This is a genomic window from Lysobacter sp. HA18, assembly GCF_054057595.1.
Genome location: NZ_JBSRZL010000001.1, coordinates 838808 through 853473, shown reverse-complemented (window position 1 = coordinate 853473; position 14666 = coordinate 838808). Strand labels below are relative to the sequence as shown.

General features: G+C 67.7%; 11 protein-coding genes and 1 riboswitch. Of the genes, 7 read left to right on the top strand and 4 right to left on the bottom strand.

The features are described from left to right. Positions 1 to 32: 32 nt before the first annotated feature. Positions 33 to 536, bottom strand: a complete 504-nt coding sequence (locus tag ACVWWW_RS04205) for a hypothetical protein (protein WP_027083748.1) — start codon at positions 534 to 536, stop codon at positions 33 to 35. 201 nt (positions 537 to 737) lie between these two features. Here ACVWWW_RS04205 and ACVWWW_RS04200 point away from each other — a divergent pair, with 201 nt between their 5' ends. From ACVWWW_RS04200 to ppa, 3 genes are all read left to right on the top strand, one after another. Further along, on the top strand, positions 738 to 2801 hold the full coding sequence (locus ACVWWW_RS04200) for a sodium-translocating pyrophosphatase (RefSeq protein ID WP_027083749.1): 2064 nt from the start codon (positions 738 to 740) through the stop codon (positions 2799 to 2801). 149 nt (positions 2802 to 2950) lie between these two features. Next, entirely contained in the window at positions 2951 to 4603 is a 1653-nt protein-coding gene (locus tag ACVWWW_RS04195) for a mechanosensitive ion channel (protein WP_196804412.1), read from the top strand. Between the two features lie 141 nt (positions 4604 to 4744). Next, the gene (ppa, locus tag ACVWWW_RS04190) at positions 4745 to 5293 is read left to right on the top strand and encodes an inorganic diphosphatase (protein WP_027083751.1); all 549 of its coding nucleotides are present in this window, start codon (positions 4745 to 4747) and stop codon (positions 5291 to 5293) included. Between the two features lie 54 nt (positions 5294 to 5347). On the opposite strand, the gene ACVWWW_RS04185 is transcribed toward ppa, so the two are convergent. From ACVWWW_RS04185 to thiC, 3 genes are read right to left on the bottom strand one after another with little or no spacing between them, the layout of a single operon-like run. Continuing rightward, the gene (locus ACVWWW_RS04185) at positions 5348 to 6292 is read right to left on the bottom strand and encodes an aspartyl/asparaginyl beta-hydroxylase domain-containing protein (RefSeq protein WP_051235498.1); all 945 of its coding nucleotides are present in this window, start codon (positions 6290 to 6292) and stop codon (positions 5348 to 5350) included. Positions 6293 to 6321: 29 nt separating this feature from the next. Continuing rightward, positions 6322 to 8016: a sulfotransferase family protein gene (locus tag ACVWWW_RS04180; RefSeq protein WP_155914429.1), complete on the bottom strand. Its 1695-nt coding sequence runs from the start codon at positions 8014 to 8016 to the stop codon at positions 6322 to 6324. Between the two features lie 43 nt (positions 8017 to 8059). Next, positions 8060 to 9934 (bottom strand): phosphomethylpyrimidine synthase ThiC, encoded by a 1875-nt coding sequence (gene thiC, locus ACVWWW_RS04175; RefSeq protein ID WP_027083752.1) that lies wholly within the window; start codon positions 9932 to 9934, stop codon positions 8060 to 8062. A 72-nt stretch (positions 9935 to 10006) separates the two neighbouring features. Beyond that, positions 10007 to 10101: riboswitch (TPP riboswitch) on the bottom strand. 329 nt (positions 10102 to 10430) lie between these two features. On the opposite strand from thiC, the gene ACVWWW_RS04170 reads away from it, so the two are divergent. The 4 genes from ACVWWW_RS04170 to ACVWWW_RS04155 are packed head-to-tail and all read left to right on the top strand — an operon-like array spanning position 10431 to position 14663. Then, positions 10431 to 11579: a hypothetical protein gene (locus ACVWWW_RS04170; protein ID WP_027083753.1), complete on the top strand. Its 1149-nt coding sequence runs from the start codon at positions 10431 to 10433 to the stop codon at positions 11577 to 11579. Next, positions 11576 to 12544 (top strand): homoserine kinase, encoded by a 969-nt coding sequence (locus tag ACVWWW_RS04165; protein WP_051235502.1) that lies wholly within the window; start codon positions 11576 to 11578, stop codon positions 12542 to 12544. Before ACVWWW_RS04170 ends, ACVWWW_RS04165 begins: the two co-directional genes overlap by 4 nt. Further along, on the top strand, positions 12541 to 13824 hold the full coding sequence (gene thrC / locus ACVWWW_RS04160; RefSeq protein ID WP_027083755.1) for a threonine synthase: 1284 nt from the start codon (positions 12541 to 12543) through the stop codon (positions 13822 to 13824). The genes ACVWWW_RS04165 and thrC overlap by 4 nt, the downstream gene beginning before the upstream one ends. Positions 13825 to 13859: 35 nt before the next feature. Next, positions 13860 to 14663, top strand: a complete 804-nt coding sequence (locus ACVWWW_RS04155) for a class I SAM-dependent methyltransferase (protein ID WP_051235504.1) — start codon at positions 13860 to 13862, stop codon at positions 14661 to 14663. Positions 14664 to 14666 lie beyond the last annotated feature (3 nt).

Here is a 14666-nt window from a genome sequence, read left to right as displayed (position 1 = left end):
GACGTCGGCAGCCGTAACCGTTTCGCGCCCGCTTACGCGCCACCGCAAACCTTCCCTTCCAACGCGACCTTCGCCGTATACGCAGGCGTCGGTGCGGCCTTCGCGGCGTTGGCCTTCGCGTCCTGCAGGTAGAGGCGCGCGCGGCCCTGGGCGTCGAGCTGCAGGGTTTTGCCGTCGGCGGTCAGACGCCAGATTTCGACGACGGCCTGCAGGCCCGGGCAGTCCTTCGACGGAATGCGCACGACGTCGTTGAGCTTCCAGCCCGATGCCTCGCTCGGCTTCGCCTTCTCCGGATTCAGCAGTCGCGCGCGGGCTTGGCAGGTCGGGCTGCTGCGCACCGGCGCGAACTTGTACGGCGCGGACGCGTTGCCGGTGAACGTGCCTTCGAGCCAGGCGCAGGCCTCGGGAATCGCACGGACCATATGGGTGACGCCGTTCGCCTGCGGCGCGCTGGCGGGGCGCTGGATCTCCGGGGTCGCGGCGGTGGCGAGCCCGGTCGCCAGCACGAGGAACGAGGAAAGGACGGCTGCGCGCATGGACGGTCTCCTGTCGAATGGCGGCGAGCCTCGCACGGATGCACTGAACCGGGCGTTCACCGGCCGCTGGCGGCTCATCACGCAGCGCAACATTCGTTGTCGCAATGCCTGTGCCATAGTCCGGCGGTCCGCGCGGCCGAGGCCGCCAGGAGCTCAAAACACCGTTGTCCGATGTCCACTTTCTAGTTGGGGAGGGGGTTCATGCTGGAGCAGTACGGTTTGATGTTGGCGGTGATCTGCGCCGTCGTCGCGATCCTGTACGGGATCATTTCAGCGCGGTGGATCACCGCTCAGCCCGCGGGCAACGAACGCATGCAGGAGATCGCGGGTGCGATCCAGGAAGGCGCGCGGGCCTACCTCAACCGCCAGTACATGACGATCGCGATCGCGGGCGTGGTGCTGTTCGCATTGATCGGCTTCTTCCTCGGCTGGCCCACGGCGATCGGCTTCCTGGTCGGCGCGGTGCTCTCGGGCGCGGCCGGCTACATCGGCATGAACGTGTCGGTGCGCGCGAACGTCCGCACGGCCGAAGCCGCACGCCGCGGCATCGGCCCGGCGATGAATGTCGCGTTCAAGGGCGGCGCCATCACCGGCATGCTGGTGGTCGGCCTCGGCCTGCTCGGCGTCGCCGGTTACTACGCGATCCTGCACCTGCACATGGGCTACAGCGAGGAAGCGTCGCTGCACGCGCTGGTCGGTCTTGCATTCGGCAGCTCGCTGATCTCGATCTTCGCGCGACTCGGCGGCGGCATCTTCACCAAGGGCGCGGATGTCGGCGCGGACCTGGTCGGCAAGGTCGAAGCGGGCATTCCGGAGGATGACCCGCGCAACCCCGCGGTGATCGCGGACAACGTCGGCGACAACGTCGGCGACTGCGCCGGCATGGCAGCCGACCTGTTCGAAACCTACGCAGTGACGGTGATCGCGACCATGCTGCTCGGCGGGCTGATGTCGGCCGAAGCCGGCACGCACGCCGTCCTCTACCCGCTCGTGCTCGGCGGCGTGTCGATCATCGCCTCGATCTTCGGCACGTTCGTGGTCAAGGTCAGCGAAGGTGGCTCGATCATGGGCGCGCTGTATCGCGGCGTCATCGTGTCGGCCGTGCTCGCGGCGATCGCGTTCTTCTTCGTGACGCAGCAGCTGATGGGCGATTCGAAGTACGGCGCGATGTCGCTGTACTACTGCGCGCTGATCGGCCTGGCGCTCACCGGCGCGATCGTCTGGATCACCGAGTACTACACCGGCACGCAGTACAAGCCGGTGCGGCACGTCGCGCAGGCGTCGACCACCGGCCACGGCACCAACATCATCGCGGGCCTGGGCGTGTCGATGAAGTCGACCGCGATGCCGGTCATCGCGGTGTGCCTTGCGATCTGGGGCGCGCACTACTTCGGTGGCCTGTACGGCATCGCGATCGCAGCGACCTCGATGCTGTCGATGGCCGGCATGATCGTTGCGCTCGACGCGTACGGCCCGATCACCGACAACGCCGGCGGCATCGCGGAGATGGCGGAGCTGCCGCCGGAAGTGCGCAATGTCACCGATCCGCTCGATGCGGTCGGCAACACGACCAAGGCGGTGACCAAGGGTTATGCGATCGGTTCGGCCGCGCTCGCGGCACTCGTGCTATTCGCCGACTACACGCACAACCTCGATGTCGCCAACGCCGCGCGGGCCGCGGCGGCGGGTGTCGCGGCGACGCCGATCACCTTCGATCTTTCCGACCACTACGTGATCATCGGCCTGCTCATCGGCGGCCTGATTCCGTATCTGTTCGGCGCGATGGCGATGGAAGCGGTCGGCCGAGCCGCGGGTGCGGTGGTGGAGGAAGTGCGCCGCCAGTTCCGCGACATCCCGGGAATCATGGAAGGCACGGGCAAGCCGCAGTACGACCGCGCGGTCGACATGCTCACCAAGTCGGCGATCAAGGAAATGATCATCCCGTCGCTGCTGCCTGTCGCCGTGCCGATCGTGGTCGGGCTCGTGCTTGGTCCGAAGGCGCTCGGTGGCCTGCTGATCGGCACGATCGTCACCGGCATCTTCGTCGCGATCTCCATGACCACCGGCGGCGGTGCATGGGACAACGCGAAGAAGTACATCGAGGACGGCCACTTCGGCGGCAAGGGTTCCGAGGCGCACAAGGCGGCGGTGACCGGCGACACCGTCGGCGATCCCTACAAGGACACCGCGGGCCCGGCGATCAACCCGCTGATCAAGATCATCAACATCGTCGCGCTGCTGCTGGTGCCGCTGCTCGGCTCCTGATGCATCGACACAACGCGTGAAAGCGAAGGGCGGCCTGCGGGCCGCCCTTCGTCGTTTCGGACAACGGACAACAGCTCAACGCGACGTTGATCGTCGCTTCGCTACGGTCCCGGGCTGCCGTGCGCCGCATGGCTTTCGTGGAGCCCGACGTGAACGACACCAACTGGCAGGCCTCGTTGCAGAACTCCCTGGGCGTCTACCTGCCGAGCGTGCTCGGAGGCATCGCCATCCTGCTGGTCGGCTGGATCATCGCGCTGGTAGCGGCCACGGCCACGCGACGCGCGCTCGCGGCGATGGGCACCAACCAGCGCGTCGGCGCGCATACGCAGAGCCATGTCGACTTCGAGCGCATCGCCGGGCGCATCGTTTTCTGGCTGATCATGCTGCTCGCGCTGATCGGCATGTTCAGCGTGCTGCGCGTCAACGGCGTCTCCGGCCCGCTCAATACGCTGGCGACGACAGTGATGCTGTACGTGCCGCGCCTTCTCGTCGCGGCCGCGCTCGCTGTCGTGGCATGGCTGGTGGCGACGGTGGTGCGCACGCTGGTCAACCGCACGCTGTCGACCACGCGCGTCGACGAGAAACTCGCGCGCAATGCGGACATGAAGCCGCTGTCGCAGTCGATGGGCAACGTCGCCTACTGGCTCGTGCTGCTGCTGTTCCTGCCCGCGATCGTCGGCGCGCTGCAGATCGAAGGGCTGATGACGCCGCTGACGGGCATGACGTCGACGCTGCTCGGCATGCTGCCCAACCTGTTCGCCGCGGTGATCATCGGCGGCGTCGGCTGGCTGATCGCAAAAGCGGTGCGCGGGCTGGTCAGCAACCTGCTCGCCAGCACCGGCATCGACCGCTGGAGCCAGAAGCATCCCGATACGCGCGGACTCAAGCTGTCCGACCTCGCCGGCACGCTCGCGTTCGTCATGGTCATCGTGCCGGCGCTGATCGCCGCGCTCGATGCATTGAAGATCACCGCGATCTCCGCGCCGCTCACGCGCATGCTGAGCATCTTCTTCGACGCGATCCCGAACCTGCTCGCGGCCGCGGCGATCCTCATCCTCGCGTGGTTCCTCGGCCGCTTCGTCGCGAGCCTGGTCGAGCGCCTGCTGTCGGACCTCGGCTTCGATCGCCTGCCCGCGCGTCTCGGTCTCGGCCATGCATTCAGTGATCCGGACGCGACGTCGACCGCGACCACTGACGCCACATCCGACGTGCTGATGGCGACGTCGACCATGGAACGCGCCGCGGAAGCTGAAGACGCGTTGCCGACGCCGACCGATGCAATGGCGCGCACGCCGGAGTCGACGCCGACCTCGACGATCGCCGCAACGCGCGCATCGTCGACCGGCACGCTGTCCGCGTTCGGCGGCAAGCTCGCGCTGTTCTTCATCATGCTGTTCGCGACCGTCGAGGCCGCCTCGCTGCTCGGCTTCGCCGGCATCAATGCGCTGCTGCAGCAGTTCATCGACTTCGGTGCGGACGTGCTGCTGGGGCTCGTCATCCTCGCGGTCGGCTGGTGGCTTGCCGACGTCGCCGCGCGCGCGATCGAGCGCGCGAACCCGGAAGGCCGCGGCCTCGCCCGCATCGTCCGCTTCGCGATCCTCGGGCTGGTCATCGCCATGGGCCTGCGCGCCATGGGCGTGGCCGACGACATCGTCAACCTCGCCTTCGGGCTGGTGCTGGGCGCGGTGGCCATCGCATTCGCGCTGGCGTTCGGCCTGGGCGGCCGCGACGCCGCAGGCCGCATCACCCGCCGCTGGGCCGACGACTACCTCGAACGCCGCCCGCCGGACGAACCGCATTGAGGGCGCCGGCGGATGACGTCACCTCGTCGACGTCATCCGCCGGCCGGGGCCCGGGTGCTGCAGCGCAGCACAAGGACCGCTAAAATCCGCCACCCGCGCCCGCCGACCGGCGGGCGCATCGCTATCTGGAGCACAACCGCCATGGGCCTGGACCTCGTCCCCACCGGCAAGAACCCGCCGCACGAGATCAACGTCATCATCGAGATTCCGAAGGACGCGGAGCCCGTCAAGTACGAGGTAGATAAGGAAACCGGCGCGATCTTCGTCGACCGCATCCTCTCCACGCCGATGCGCTACCCGTGCAACTACGGCTACGTGCCGCACACGGTCTGCGGCGACGGCGACCCGGCCGACGTGCTTGTCATCCTTCCGCTGCCGCTGATCCCGGGCTCCGTGATCCGCTGCCGCCCGGTCGGCGTGCTGAAGATGACGGATGAAGCGGGCTCGGACGAGAAGATCCTCGCGGTGCCGGTCGACAAGGTCTTCAACGGCTACTCGCACATCAACGACATCGACCAGGTCTCGCCGCACTGGTGCGACCGCATCGGCCACTTCTTCGAGCACTACAAGGATCTCGAGAAGGGCAAGTGGGTGAAGATCTCCGGCTGGGGCGGCGCGGAAGACGCGAAGCAGATCCTCGCCGAGGCGATGAAGAGCTACGACGATTCGAGCGACAAGCCGAAGTATTGATCGGTCGTTCGTTGACGAAAACGGCGCCTTTGGGCGCCGTTTTCGTTTCGGGAGTCATGCGGCGTCGGGTCGCACCGCGACCTGCGCGATCGTCGAGATCATCGCGCCATGCCAGGCCAGTTCGTTGTCGAGTGCGAGCGGTTGGCTGATCGGCGTGACCGCATCGACATAGCGGCGTAACGCGTCGCGGAAGCGCTCGCGACCGACTGGCTCGTCGCCGAATTCGAACCACAGGCCTTGCCACTCGCGCGCGAACCGCGCGGTGAGCTCATGCACGGCGCGCCATGCCGGATGCGGCACTGCGTGCGAGAACAACAGGCCGAAGAGCGACGTCATCTCCCACGGGCTCATCACCGTCGGAAGGTTTCGCGCCTCGCAGGCGAACTCGATGTCCGCATCGCCTTCGCCCGGGGCGATGAGCGTTGGTGACCAGTCCGCACGTCGTTCGTCATGACGGCGGCCGCGCGCGACGAAGTCCCAAAACGTACCGCCGCCCACCGTGTCGACGACGAGATGGATGCGCGACTCAACCGCGTCGTTGAGCACGCGATGCTGCCGCCACGTATCGAAGATCCAGCACTCGCCGGCGGCCATGTTGATCGCAGCGCCACCGCATTCGAAACGCACGGTCGGCTGGGTGACGATGGGAACGTGCACGCGAACGCGCTCCGCCCAGTAATAGAACTGATCGGCGTGGCGGGTGACCTCGGCATGCCCGGAGAGGCGCATCAGCCGGCTACGGCCGACGGTCGCACCGAGACTGGCGAACACGCGACGCAGGTACGGCGAACGCTGCAGCGCGGGCGTCGGACGCATCACGCCGGTAAACGACTCGTCGTGCGGATTACCGTCGACGGCGAGCAGCGGCAGCATGGAATTGCCGGCGAATCCCTGCGGATGCGGCATCCACGCATCTTCGCCGAGTGCATCGACTTCGCGTGCAAGCGCCTCAGCGTCGAAACGCAGCGGCAACTGGATAAACGGAGCGTGGAGTTTCATCGGTGTCGGAACGGGAAATCGCCGTCATCCTACTCCGCGAGGCTGCGACCGGCCGCGGCCGCGGCCCGTTTCGCCAGCTCGCCTCGGGTCGCGAGTTGCGCTGCGACTTCCGCCTCGCGGCGACGCCATTTCGACGCGTCGGGCTTCGTCGTCGTGTAGCGGGATAGCGGCAGGTCGCCGGTGAGCGGGCGGTCCCATTCGAAGCCGGCCCAGTCGCATATGCGCCGAAGCTCTGCATCGGGGTCATCGAGCAGTGCGGCGTAGTCGACTCCGAGCACGCGGTCCGGTTCGAGGGCGGCCAAGTCATCCAAGAGCACGCGCGTCGTTGCTTCCCACTGGTGCCCAACGATGTCGGCAAGGGGTCGGCCGGACAGTTCGCGCCATCCGGGCACGAGCAACAGCGACCACGGCGGGCCGTCCCAGCCCGGCAGCGAGGGATACGTGCGGAATCGCCCCGACTCCCAGCTCTCGAGCATGCTGGCGATCACCTGTCGCGGGTCGCGATGCAGGTAGACAAACCGCGCCTCGGGAAACACCGCCCGCAGGAACGGAATCCGCAGGGCATTCTTCGGCGTCTTCTCCAGCATGCGCACCGGCGACATGCCGTCGACGCGGTGGCCGTCGCGATCGCGCAGCTGGTCCATGAAGCGTGTTCGCAGCGCTGCGGAAACGGCCGGAATCGCATCGCCGGCTCGCAGGATGTTCGATTCAAAGTCATGCGCCGCAGGTGTCAGCGACTCGATGCCTTCGATCAGCGAATGGCTTTCATCGCCGATGGTGACAACACCGCGGGCCCGCGCCAGCGTTTCGAAGAGCAGCGTCGAACCTGCGCGCGGCGGGCTGACGATGAAGACCGGGCGGTCGAATTGCGGATCGCGCGTCTCAAGTGCCGCCAGCCGATCGCGGCTGCTCGCGTCCGCCGAACCGTCCAACCAGGCGAACACCTGGTGCTCGAGCACCGTCACGAAACCGAGTCCGTTGCGAAGGCGGACCGTGTCTGCGCCAGCGCGCTGTAGTCCCACGCGCGCGTCGTCGATCAGTGCGCGATTCCGCGCGGCGGTGTCGACTGTCGCCGCCCAATCACCGCGCCACGCACGTACGAACCGCGAGAGCACCGGTTGAATCCGATCAACGCCGGGGCTTACGACATCGGCAAGCAATGCACCGATCGTCGATTCGATTTCCCACGGGTCAGGCATTCGTTCCTTGCGCCCGAGTCGTAACGACGGAAACTCGCCGCCGTTTCGCGACGCGTACGGCTCCGGCATACCGCAGGCATCGGCGACCAGCGCGAACCCGCGATCGTTGCCGAGATTCGCGAGTCGATGCGGACGCCACGTGTCGATCGCACCCACCTGACGGGGCTGCAGCGGGATGCGGCCGCCGTCGACGTCCAGTGCCCAGCCGGGCGTGAGCGGTACCAGCACCTGCATTCGATCACGCGCCGCGCGCTGTGCATCGGTTTGCAGCGGTGTGTGCGCGCCGGCCTCGAAGCGAAGCACGCGTGCTTCCGCCCAGGCCACGTCGAACGCCGCGAGCCACTGCGTGAACGCGTCGTCCGGTGCCACGTTCGCGGCCCCGGGGCCGACGAGCGCGATCGCCGCGCGCTCACCGACGCCGTCAACCGCATGCCACGCCGATCGGTCGATGCAGCGCACCGCGTCCAGCAGCGTGGACACGGGTGCGGGAAACGGCAACGGCATCCACGGCCGCGGAAGCCTCACCCGGGGTCTCCGCTACCGCCCGCGATGCGTGGCGATTCGTGCATCACGCCTTGTGATAGACCTCAGCGCCCGTCGCACGGAACTCCGCCGACTTCTCCGCCATGCCTTTTTCGATCTCGACCAGCGATTCCGGGTGGTCCTTCGCGTAATCGCGCACGTCCTGAGTGATCTTCATCGAGCAGAAGTGCGGGCCGCACATCGAGCAGAAGTGCGCGCTCTTGTGCGCGTCCTTCGGCAGCGTTTCGTCGTGGTACTCGCGGGCGCGTTCGGGGTCGAGGCCGAGGTTGAACTGGTCCTCCCAGCGGAACTCGAAGCGCGCCTTGCTCATCGCGTTGTCGCGCGCCTGCGCGCCGGGGTGGCCCTTGGCGAGGTCGGCGGCGTGCGCGGCGATCTTGTAGGCCATCAGGCCTTCGCGGACGTCGTGCTTGTTCGGCAGGCCGAGATGCTCCTTCGGCGTGACGTAGCAGAGCATCGCGGTGCCGAACCAGCCGATCATCGCGGCACCGATCGCGCTGGTCATGTGGTCGTAGCCCGGCGCGATGTCGGTGGTGAGCGGTCCCAGCGTGTAGAACGGCGCCTCGCCGCATTCGGCGAGCTGCTTGTCCATGTTCTCCTTGATCAGCTGCATCGGCACGTGGCCGGGGCCTTCGATCATGGTCTGGACGTCGTGCTTCCACGCGATCTTGGTCAGCTCGCCGAGCGTTTCGAGTTCGCCGAACTGCGCGGCGTCATTTGCATCCGCGATCGAGCCCGGACGCAGGCCGTCGCCCAGCGAGAAGGCGACATCGTACGCCTTCATGATTTCGCAGATGTCCTCGAAGTGCGTGTAGAGGAAATTTTCCTTGTGATGCGCGAGGCACCACTTCGCCATGATCGAACCGCCGCGCGACACAATGCCCGTCACGCGGCTCGCGGTGAGCGGCACGTAGCGCAGCAGCACGCCGGCATGGATCGTGAAGTAGTCGACGCCCTGCTCAGCCTGCTCGATCAGCGTGTCGCGGAAGATCTCCCAGTTGAGTTCTTCCGCGCGGCCATCGACCTTCTCCAGCGCCTGGTAGATCGGCACCGTACCGATCGGCACCGGCGAGTTACGGATGATCCACTCGCGCGTTTCATGGATGTGCTTGCCGGTCGACAGGTCCATCACCGTGTCGGCGCCCCAACGCATCGACCACACCAGCTTCTCCACTTCCTCCGCAATGCCCGACGACACCGCGCTATTGCCGATGTTCGCGTTGACCTTGGTCAGGAAGTTGCGACCGATGATCATCGGCTCGCTTTCCGGGTGGTTGATGTTGTTCGGGATGATCGCGCGGCCGCGGGCGACTTCGTCACGCACGAACTCGGGCGTGATCAGCTTCTGGATGTTCGCGCCGAACGCTTCGCCCGGATGCTGGCGCAGCAGGTGCGCTTCGCGGATCGCCTCGATGCGCTGGTTCTCGCGGATCGCGATGAACTCCATCTCCGGCGTCACGATTCCGCGTCGCGCGTAGTGCATCTGGGTGACGTTCGCGCCGCCGATCCCGCGACGCGGAAGCGCGCGGTTGCCGAAACGGATGTGCGCGAGCTTGGGATCGTGTTCGCGCGCGCGGCCGTATTCGGACGACAGGCCGGGAAGCACTTCGGTGTCGCCGCGCTCGGCGATCCACTGCGCGCGCAACGCCGACAGGCCGGTCGACAGATCGATCGTCGCGGTCTCGTCGGTGTACGGGCCGGAGCAGTCGTACACCGCTAGCGGTGCGTTCTCTTCGCCACCGAACAACGTGGGCGTGCGCGCCAGCGCGATCTCGCGCATCGGCACGCGGATGTCCGGGCGCGAGCCTTCGACGTGGATCTTGCGCGAGCCCGGAATCGGGCGGACGACGTCGGCCGAAAGCTTTTCGGCCTGCTGGAGGAGTTCGGTGGCGACTGCGTTCATCGGGTCATCCGCTGCATGAAAGGTCGAACGTCGAAGGTCGACGTTCACTGCGAGCGGGCGGCGCGAGGGCGCAATGCGCCCCGCGAAGCTTCCCTACGGCGGTCTCAACCGCATCAGGTTCGAAGGGACTCTCTCAACCGGTCCGGCCGGTACCCCCGCTTCGAGGCGCATTTCAACACGCGGGCCCGCCCGGGGCCACCGGCCGGGCCAAGCGGCCGTAGCGACAAAGCCTTTGACAAGCCCGGCGCGGCGGGCGTTTACTCGGGTCGTGAGCGCCCTTCGCGCCCCTGCCGCCGCATCTTCCGTCGCGACCTCCGCGACGTGCGGCGCCATGCGCAACGGCCTCGGTACCAGCACCCGCACCACCACGACTCCGTGGCGGATGCGGTTGCGCGTGATTCCGGACTGACCGTCCGCCACCCGCCCCGCATCCGATCAGGATGCGGCGGTAATGCATCCCAACGGACACGGGGCTCCTGCCAAGGAGTGCCCTGCCATGTCCGCCGTACTGACCGAACGCCGACGACCCGCCCCGTTACCGCAGCACGCGCCGCGTGGCGCGTGCGCGCGGACTGCCACCACCACGATCGCGCTCGGCCTGGTGGGCCCCGGCAAGGTCGGCCGCGCGCTGCTGGCGCAGTGGGCCGACGTCGCCCCGCGCTTGCGTGCGCAGGGCATCGACCTCGTGCTGCGCGGCGTGATGGATCGTCGCCATCTGTGGCTCGGCGCCGCGCGCGCTGATCTCGACACGGTGATGCACGAGTTCGATGCGACGTCCGCACCCGACGTCCACCGTTTCGCGCCGCACCTGGTCGACGAAGGGCGCGTGCAGGCGGTGGTCATCGACTGCTCGGGCAGCGACGACGTGGTCGACCACTACGCGCGCTGGCTCGGCCAGGGCCTGCACGTGGTCACGCCCAGCAAGCGCGCCGGCAGCGGCCCGCTCGGACGCTGGCGCGCGATCCGCGACGCCACGCGCAACGGTGCGCGATTCCGCCACGAAGCCAGCGTCGGCGCAGGTCTGCCCGTGATCCAGACGCTGCGCAGCCAGCTCGACACGGGCGACGACCTGCTCGGGGTCGACGGCGTGCTGTCCGGAACGCTCGCGTGGCTGTTCCATCGCTTCGACGGCACGCGCCCGTTCTCGGAACTTGTCCGCGAGGCGCTGGACCTCGGCTACACCGAGCCTGATCCGCGCGACGATCTGTCGGGCCTCGACGTCGCACGCAAGCTCGTAATCCTCGCGCGCGAGGCCGGCCATGCGATCGAACTCGACCACGTCGACGTCGAAAGCCTCGTCCCGGCCGAACTGCGCGACGTGCCGCGCGACGCATTCCTCGCGAAACTCGACACGCTGGACGCGCCGATGCAGGCGCGCTTCGACACGGCGCGCGCGTCCGGCCGTTCGCTCCGGTACATCGCCAGCTTCGACGGTCGCGACGCGCGCGTCGGCCTGGTGATGCCCGGTCCGGACGACGCGACGGCGCACGGCCGGCTCACTGACAACCTGATCCGCTTCCGCACCCGCCGCTACGCGGATAATCCGCTGGTGGTGCAAGGGCCCGGCGCGGGCCCCGAGGTCACGGCCGCCGGCGTGTTCGGCGACGTCCTCGCGATCGCCCAGTATCTCGGAGCCCGCCTGTGAACCAACCCGATGTCAGCCCTCGCGATGTGACCGACCTGCGCCGCGTCGCCCGCGCCTTCGCGCCGGCCAGCATCGGCAACATCGGCGTCGGCTTCGACCTGCTCGGCCACACCATCGAAGGGCCGGGTGATTCGGCGACGGTGCGCATCATCGACGAGCCGATCGTGCGCATCGATGGCATCGACGGGGACGTGCCGGGCTTGTCGCGCATTCCGCTCATCGCCGAGCGCAACACTGCGGGGCGTGCATTGATCGACCTGCGCGCGCATCTCGGTTTGACGCGCGGCTTCGCGCTGACGCTGCACAAGGGCATCGCGCTGGGTTCCGGGCTCGGCGGTTCTGCAGCATCGTGCGTTGCTGCGCTTGTCGCGGCGAACGCGTTGCTCGACGTGCCACTTTCGCGCGAAGCGTTGTACCCGTTCGCGCTGGCCGGCGAATCCGTCGCGAGTGGCAGCCTGCATGGCGACAACGTCGCGCCGATGCTGCTCGGCGGCGTGGTGCTGGCGACCGAAACACGTGCGATTCGGCTCGATGCGCCCGAGCTGTTTTGCGCAGCCGTGCATCCGGCGTACGTGCTGGAAACGCGTGACGCGCGCGCCGTGCTTGCCGCGCCGTATCCGTTGGGTGAGATCGTCCACCAGACGTCGCATCTCGCGCTGTTTCTCACTGGGTTGGCGCGCGGCGATCGTTCACTCATCGGTGAAGGTTTGCGCGACGTACTGGTGGAACCGCGTCGAGCATCACTGATTCCCGGGTTCGCTCAGGTGAAGCAAGCGGCCATCGATGCCGGCGCGCTCGGCGCGAGCATCTCCGGCGCCGGCCCTACGGTGTTCGGCTGGTTCGATACACGTACGCAGGCCGAAACCGGCGGTGCCGCGATGGTCGAAGCCTTCCGTAGCGCCGGCCTCGACAGCCGTGCCTACGTGTCACCGGTGAACGGCCCGCGCGCCGAAATCGTTGCATGAGGTACGTCAGCACGCGGGGCATCGCGCCGGCTGTGGATGTCGACAGTGCGCTTGCGGCGGGTCTAGCGCCGGATGGCGGGCTCTACATTCCCGAGACCATTCCTTCTGTGGCGTCGATCGATCCGTCGCACGGACTTGCACGCACGGCGGCGTCACTGCACGCGCCCTACTTCGACGACTCCCGCATCGCCGATGCGCTGCCATCGATCTGCGATGCCGCGTTCGACTTCCCGGCGCCGCTGCGCGAACTCGATCGCAACACATTCGTCCTCGAGCTCTTCCATGGCCCAACCGCCGCGTTCAAGGATTTCGGCGCGCGTTTCCTCGCCCGTGCGCTCGGCGCGTTACGTCGACCGGATGACCGCGAAACGACCATCCTCGTCGCCACGTCAGGCGACACCGGCGCTGCGGTCGCCGCTGCGTTCCATCGTCGGCCCGGTTTCCGTGTGGTCGTGCTGTATCCCGACGGCCGCGTATCACCACGACAGGCGCACGGTCTGGGCTGCTGGGGCGACAACGTCCGCGCGTTGCGCGTCGACGGCACGTTCGACGACTGCCAGCGGCTGGTGAAGCAGGCGCTCACGGACACCGAACTTCGCGCGAAAGCCGCGCTCGGCTCCGCGAACAGCATCAGTCTCGGTCGCCTCCTGCCCCAGGCTGCGTACTACGCGCAGGCCTCGCTCGAGTTCCAGCGCGACCACGGCGAACCGCTCAACTTCGTCATCCCCACCGGCAACCTAGGCAACGCGACCGCATGCTGGCTCGCGCGACGCATGGGCCTGCCGATCGGCGACATCGTGCTCGCCTGCAATGCCAACGACGTCCTGCCTCGCTATTTCGCGGGCGAGGACTACGCACCCGCCGACACCCGCGCAACGCTCGCGAATGCAATGGACGTCGGCGCCCCGAGCAACTTCGAGCGCCTGCGCGCGTGGCATGCGGACGACGATGAACTCCGCGGCGCGATGCGTGCGGTCAGCGTGAGCGATACAACCATCCTCACCACCATCGACGCGCACCACGCGCAACACGGCGAGCCCATCTGCCCGCACACCGCAACCGGATTCGACGTACTTGCCCAGCTGCGCAGGAGCGGCGATGCGCGACCTTGGGCGGTCGTCGCGACCGCGCATCCCGCCAAGTTCGAAATGGTGGTGGAAGCACGGCTCGGCCACACGATCGAACCACCGCCCGCGCTCGCAGCCTGCCTTGCGCGCCCTGCCACCGCCGAGCCGATCGGCGCGTCGTATCGTGAATTGACTGACGTCCTGCTCGGTTAGATCGATGGCGCGGGCGCGCTGCGTATGATCCGCGCATGACTGCCGCCTGCCTCGTCTGCGAATCGGCCACCGACCATTTCGCACGACATCCCGTGCTGGGTCGGCACGACGCCGAATATCGTCGCTGCACGCGCTGCGGCTACATCTTCGTCGTCGAGCCGCACTGGCTGGGCGAGGCCTACGGAACAGCGATCGCAGCGCTCGACACGGGAATCGTCGTCCGCAACCTGTGGCTGGCGGACGTCACGACTGCCCTGCTGGGCTTGGCGTTCCGCGACGCGGAGCGCACCGTCGATTACGGCGCGGGCACCGGCCTGTTCGTGCGCCTGATGCGCGATCGCGGACACGACGTGCAGTGGAACGATGCCTACAGCCCGAACCTGCTCGCGATCGGGTTCGAGGCCGATATGTCGCAACGCTACGACCTTGCCACCGCGTTCGAGCTCGTCGAGCACCTGCCTGATCCGCGCGCTGCATTCGACACATTGGGCGCCCTCGCGCCACGGCTGCTCATCTCCACGGATCTGCTGCCGGATCCCGCGCCACCGATCGACGCGTGGCCCTACTACGCGCCGGAGAGCGGCCAGCACATCGGGTTCTTTACGCGTTCGGCGCTGCAGGTCGTCGCCGAACGGCTCGGTCGACGCCTGTCGAGCAACGGGCGCAACCTGCATGTCCTCGCCGATACACCGGTCAACGAGCGCCTGCTGCGTCTGCTGCGAAGGCCTAAGCGTGCGAAGTGGCTTGCGCGCTTCGGGCGACGCCCCTCGCGTACGTATCTCGATGCGGACCTGATGGTTGAGCGGCTGCGAGCGGCGCGCCTGCCGTCGGACCCGTGACGA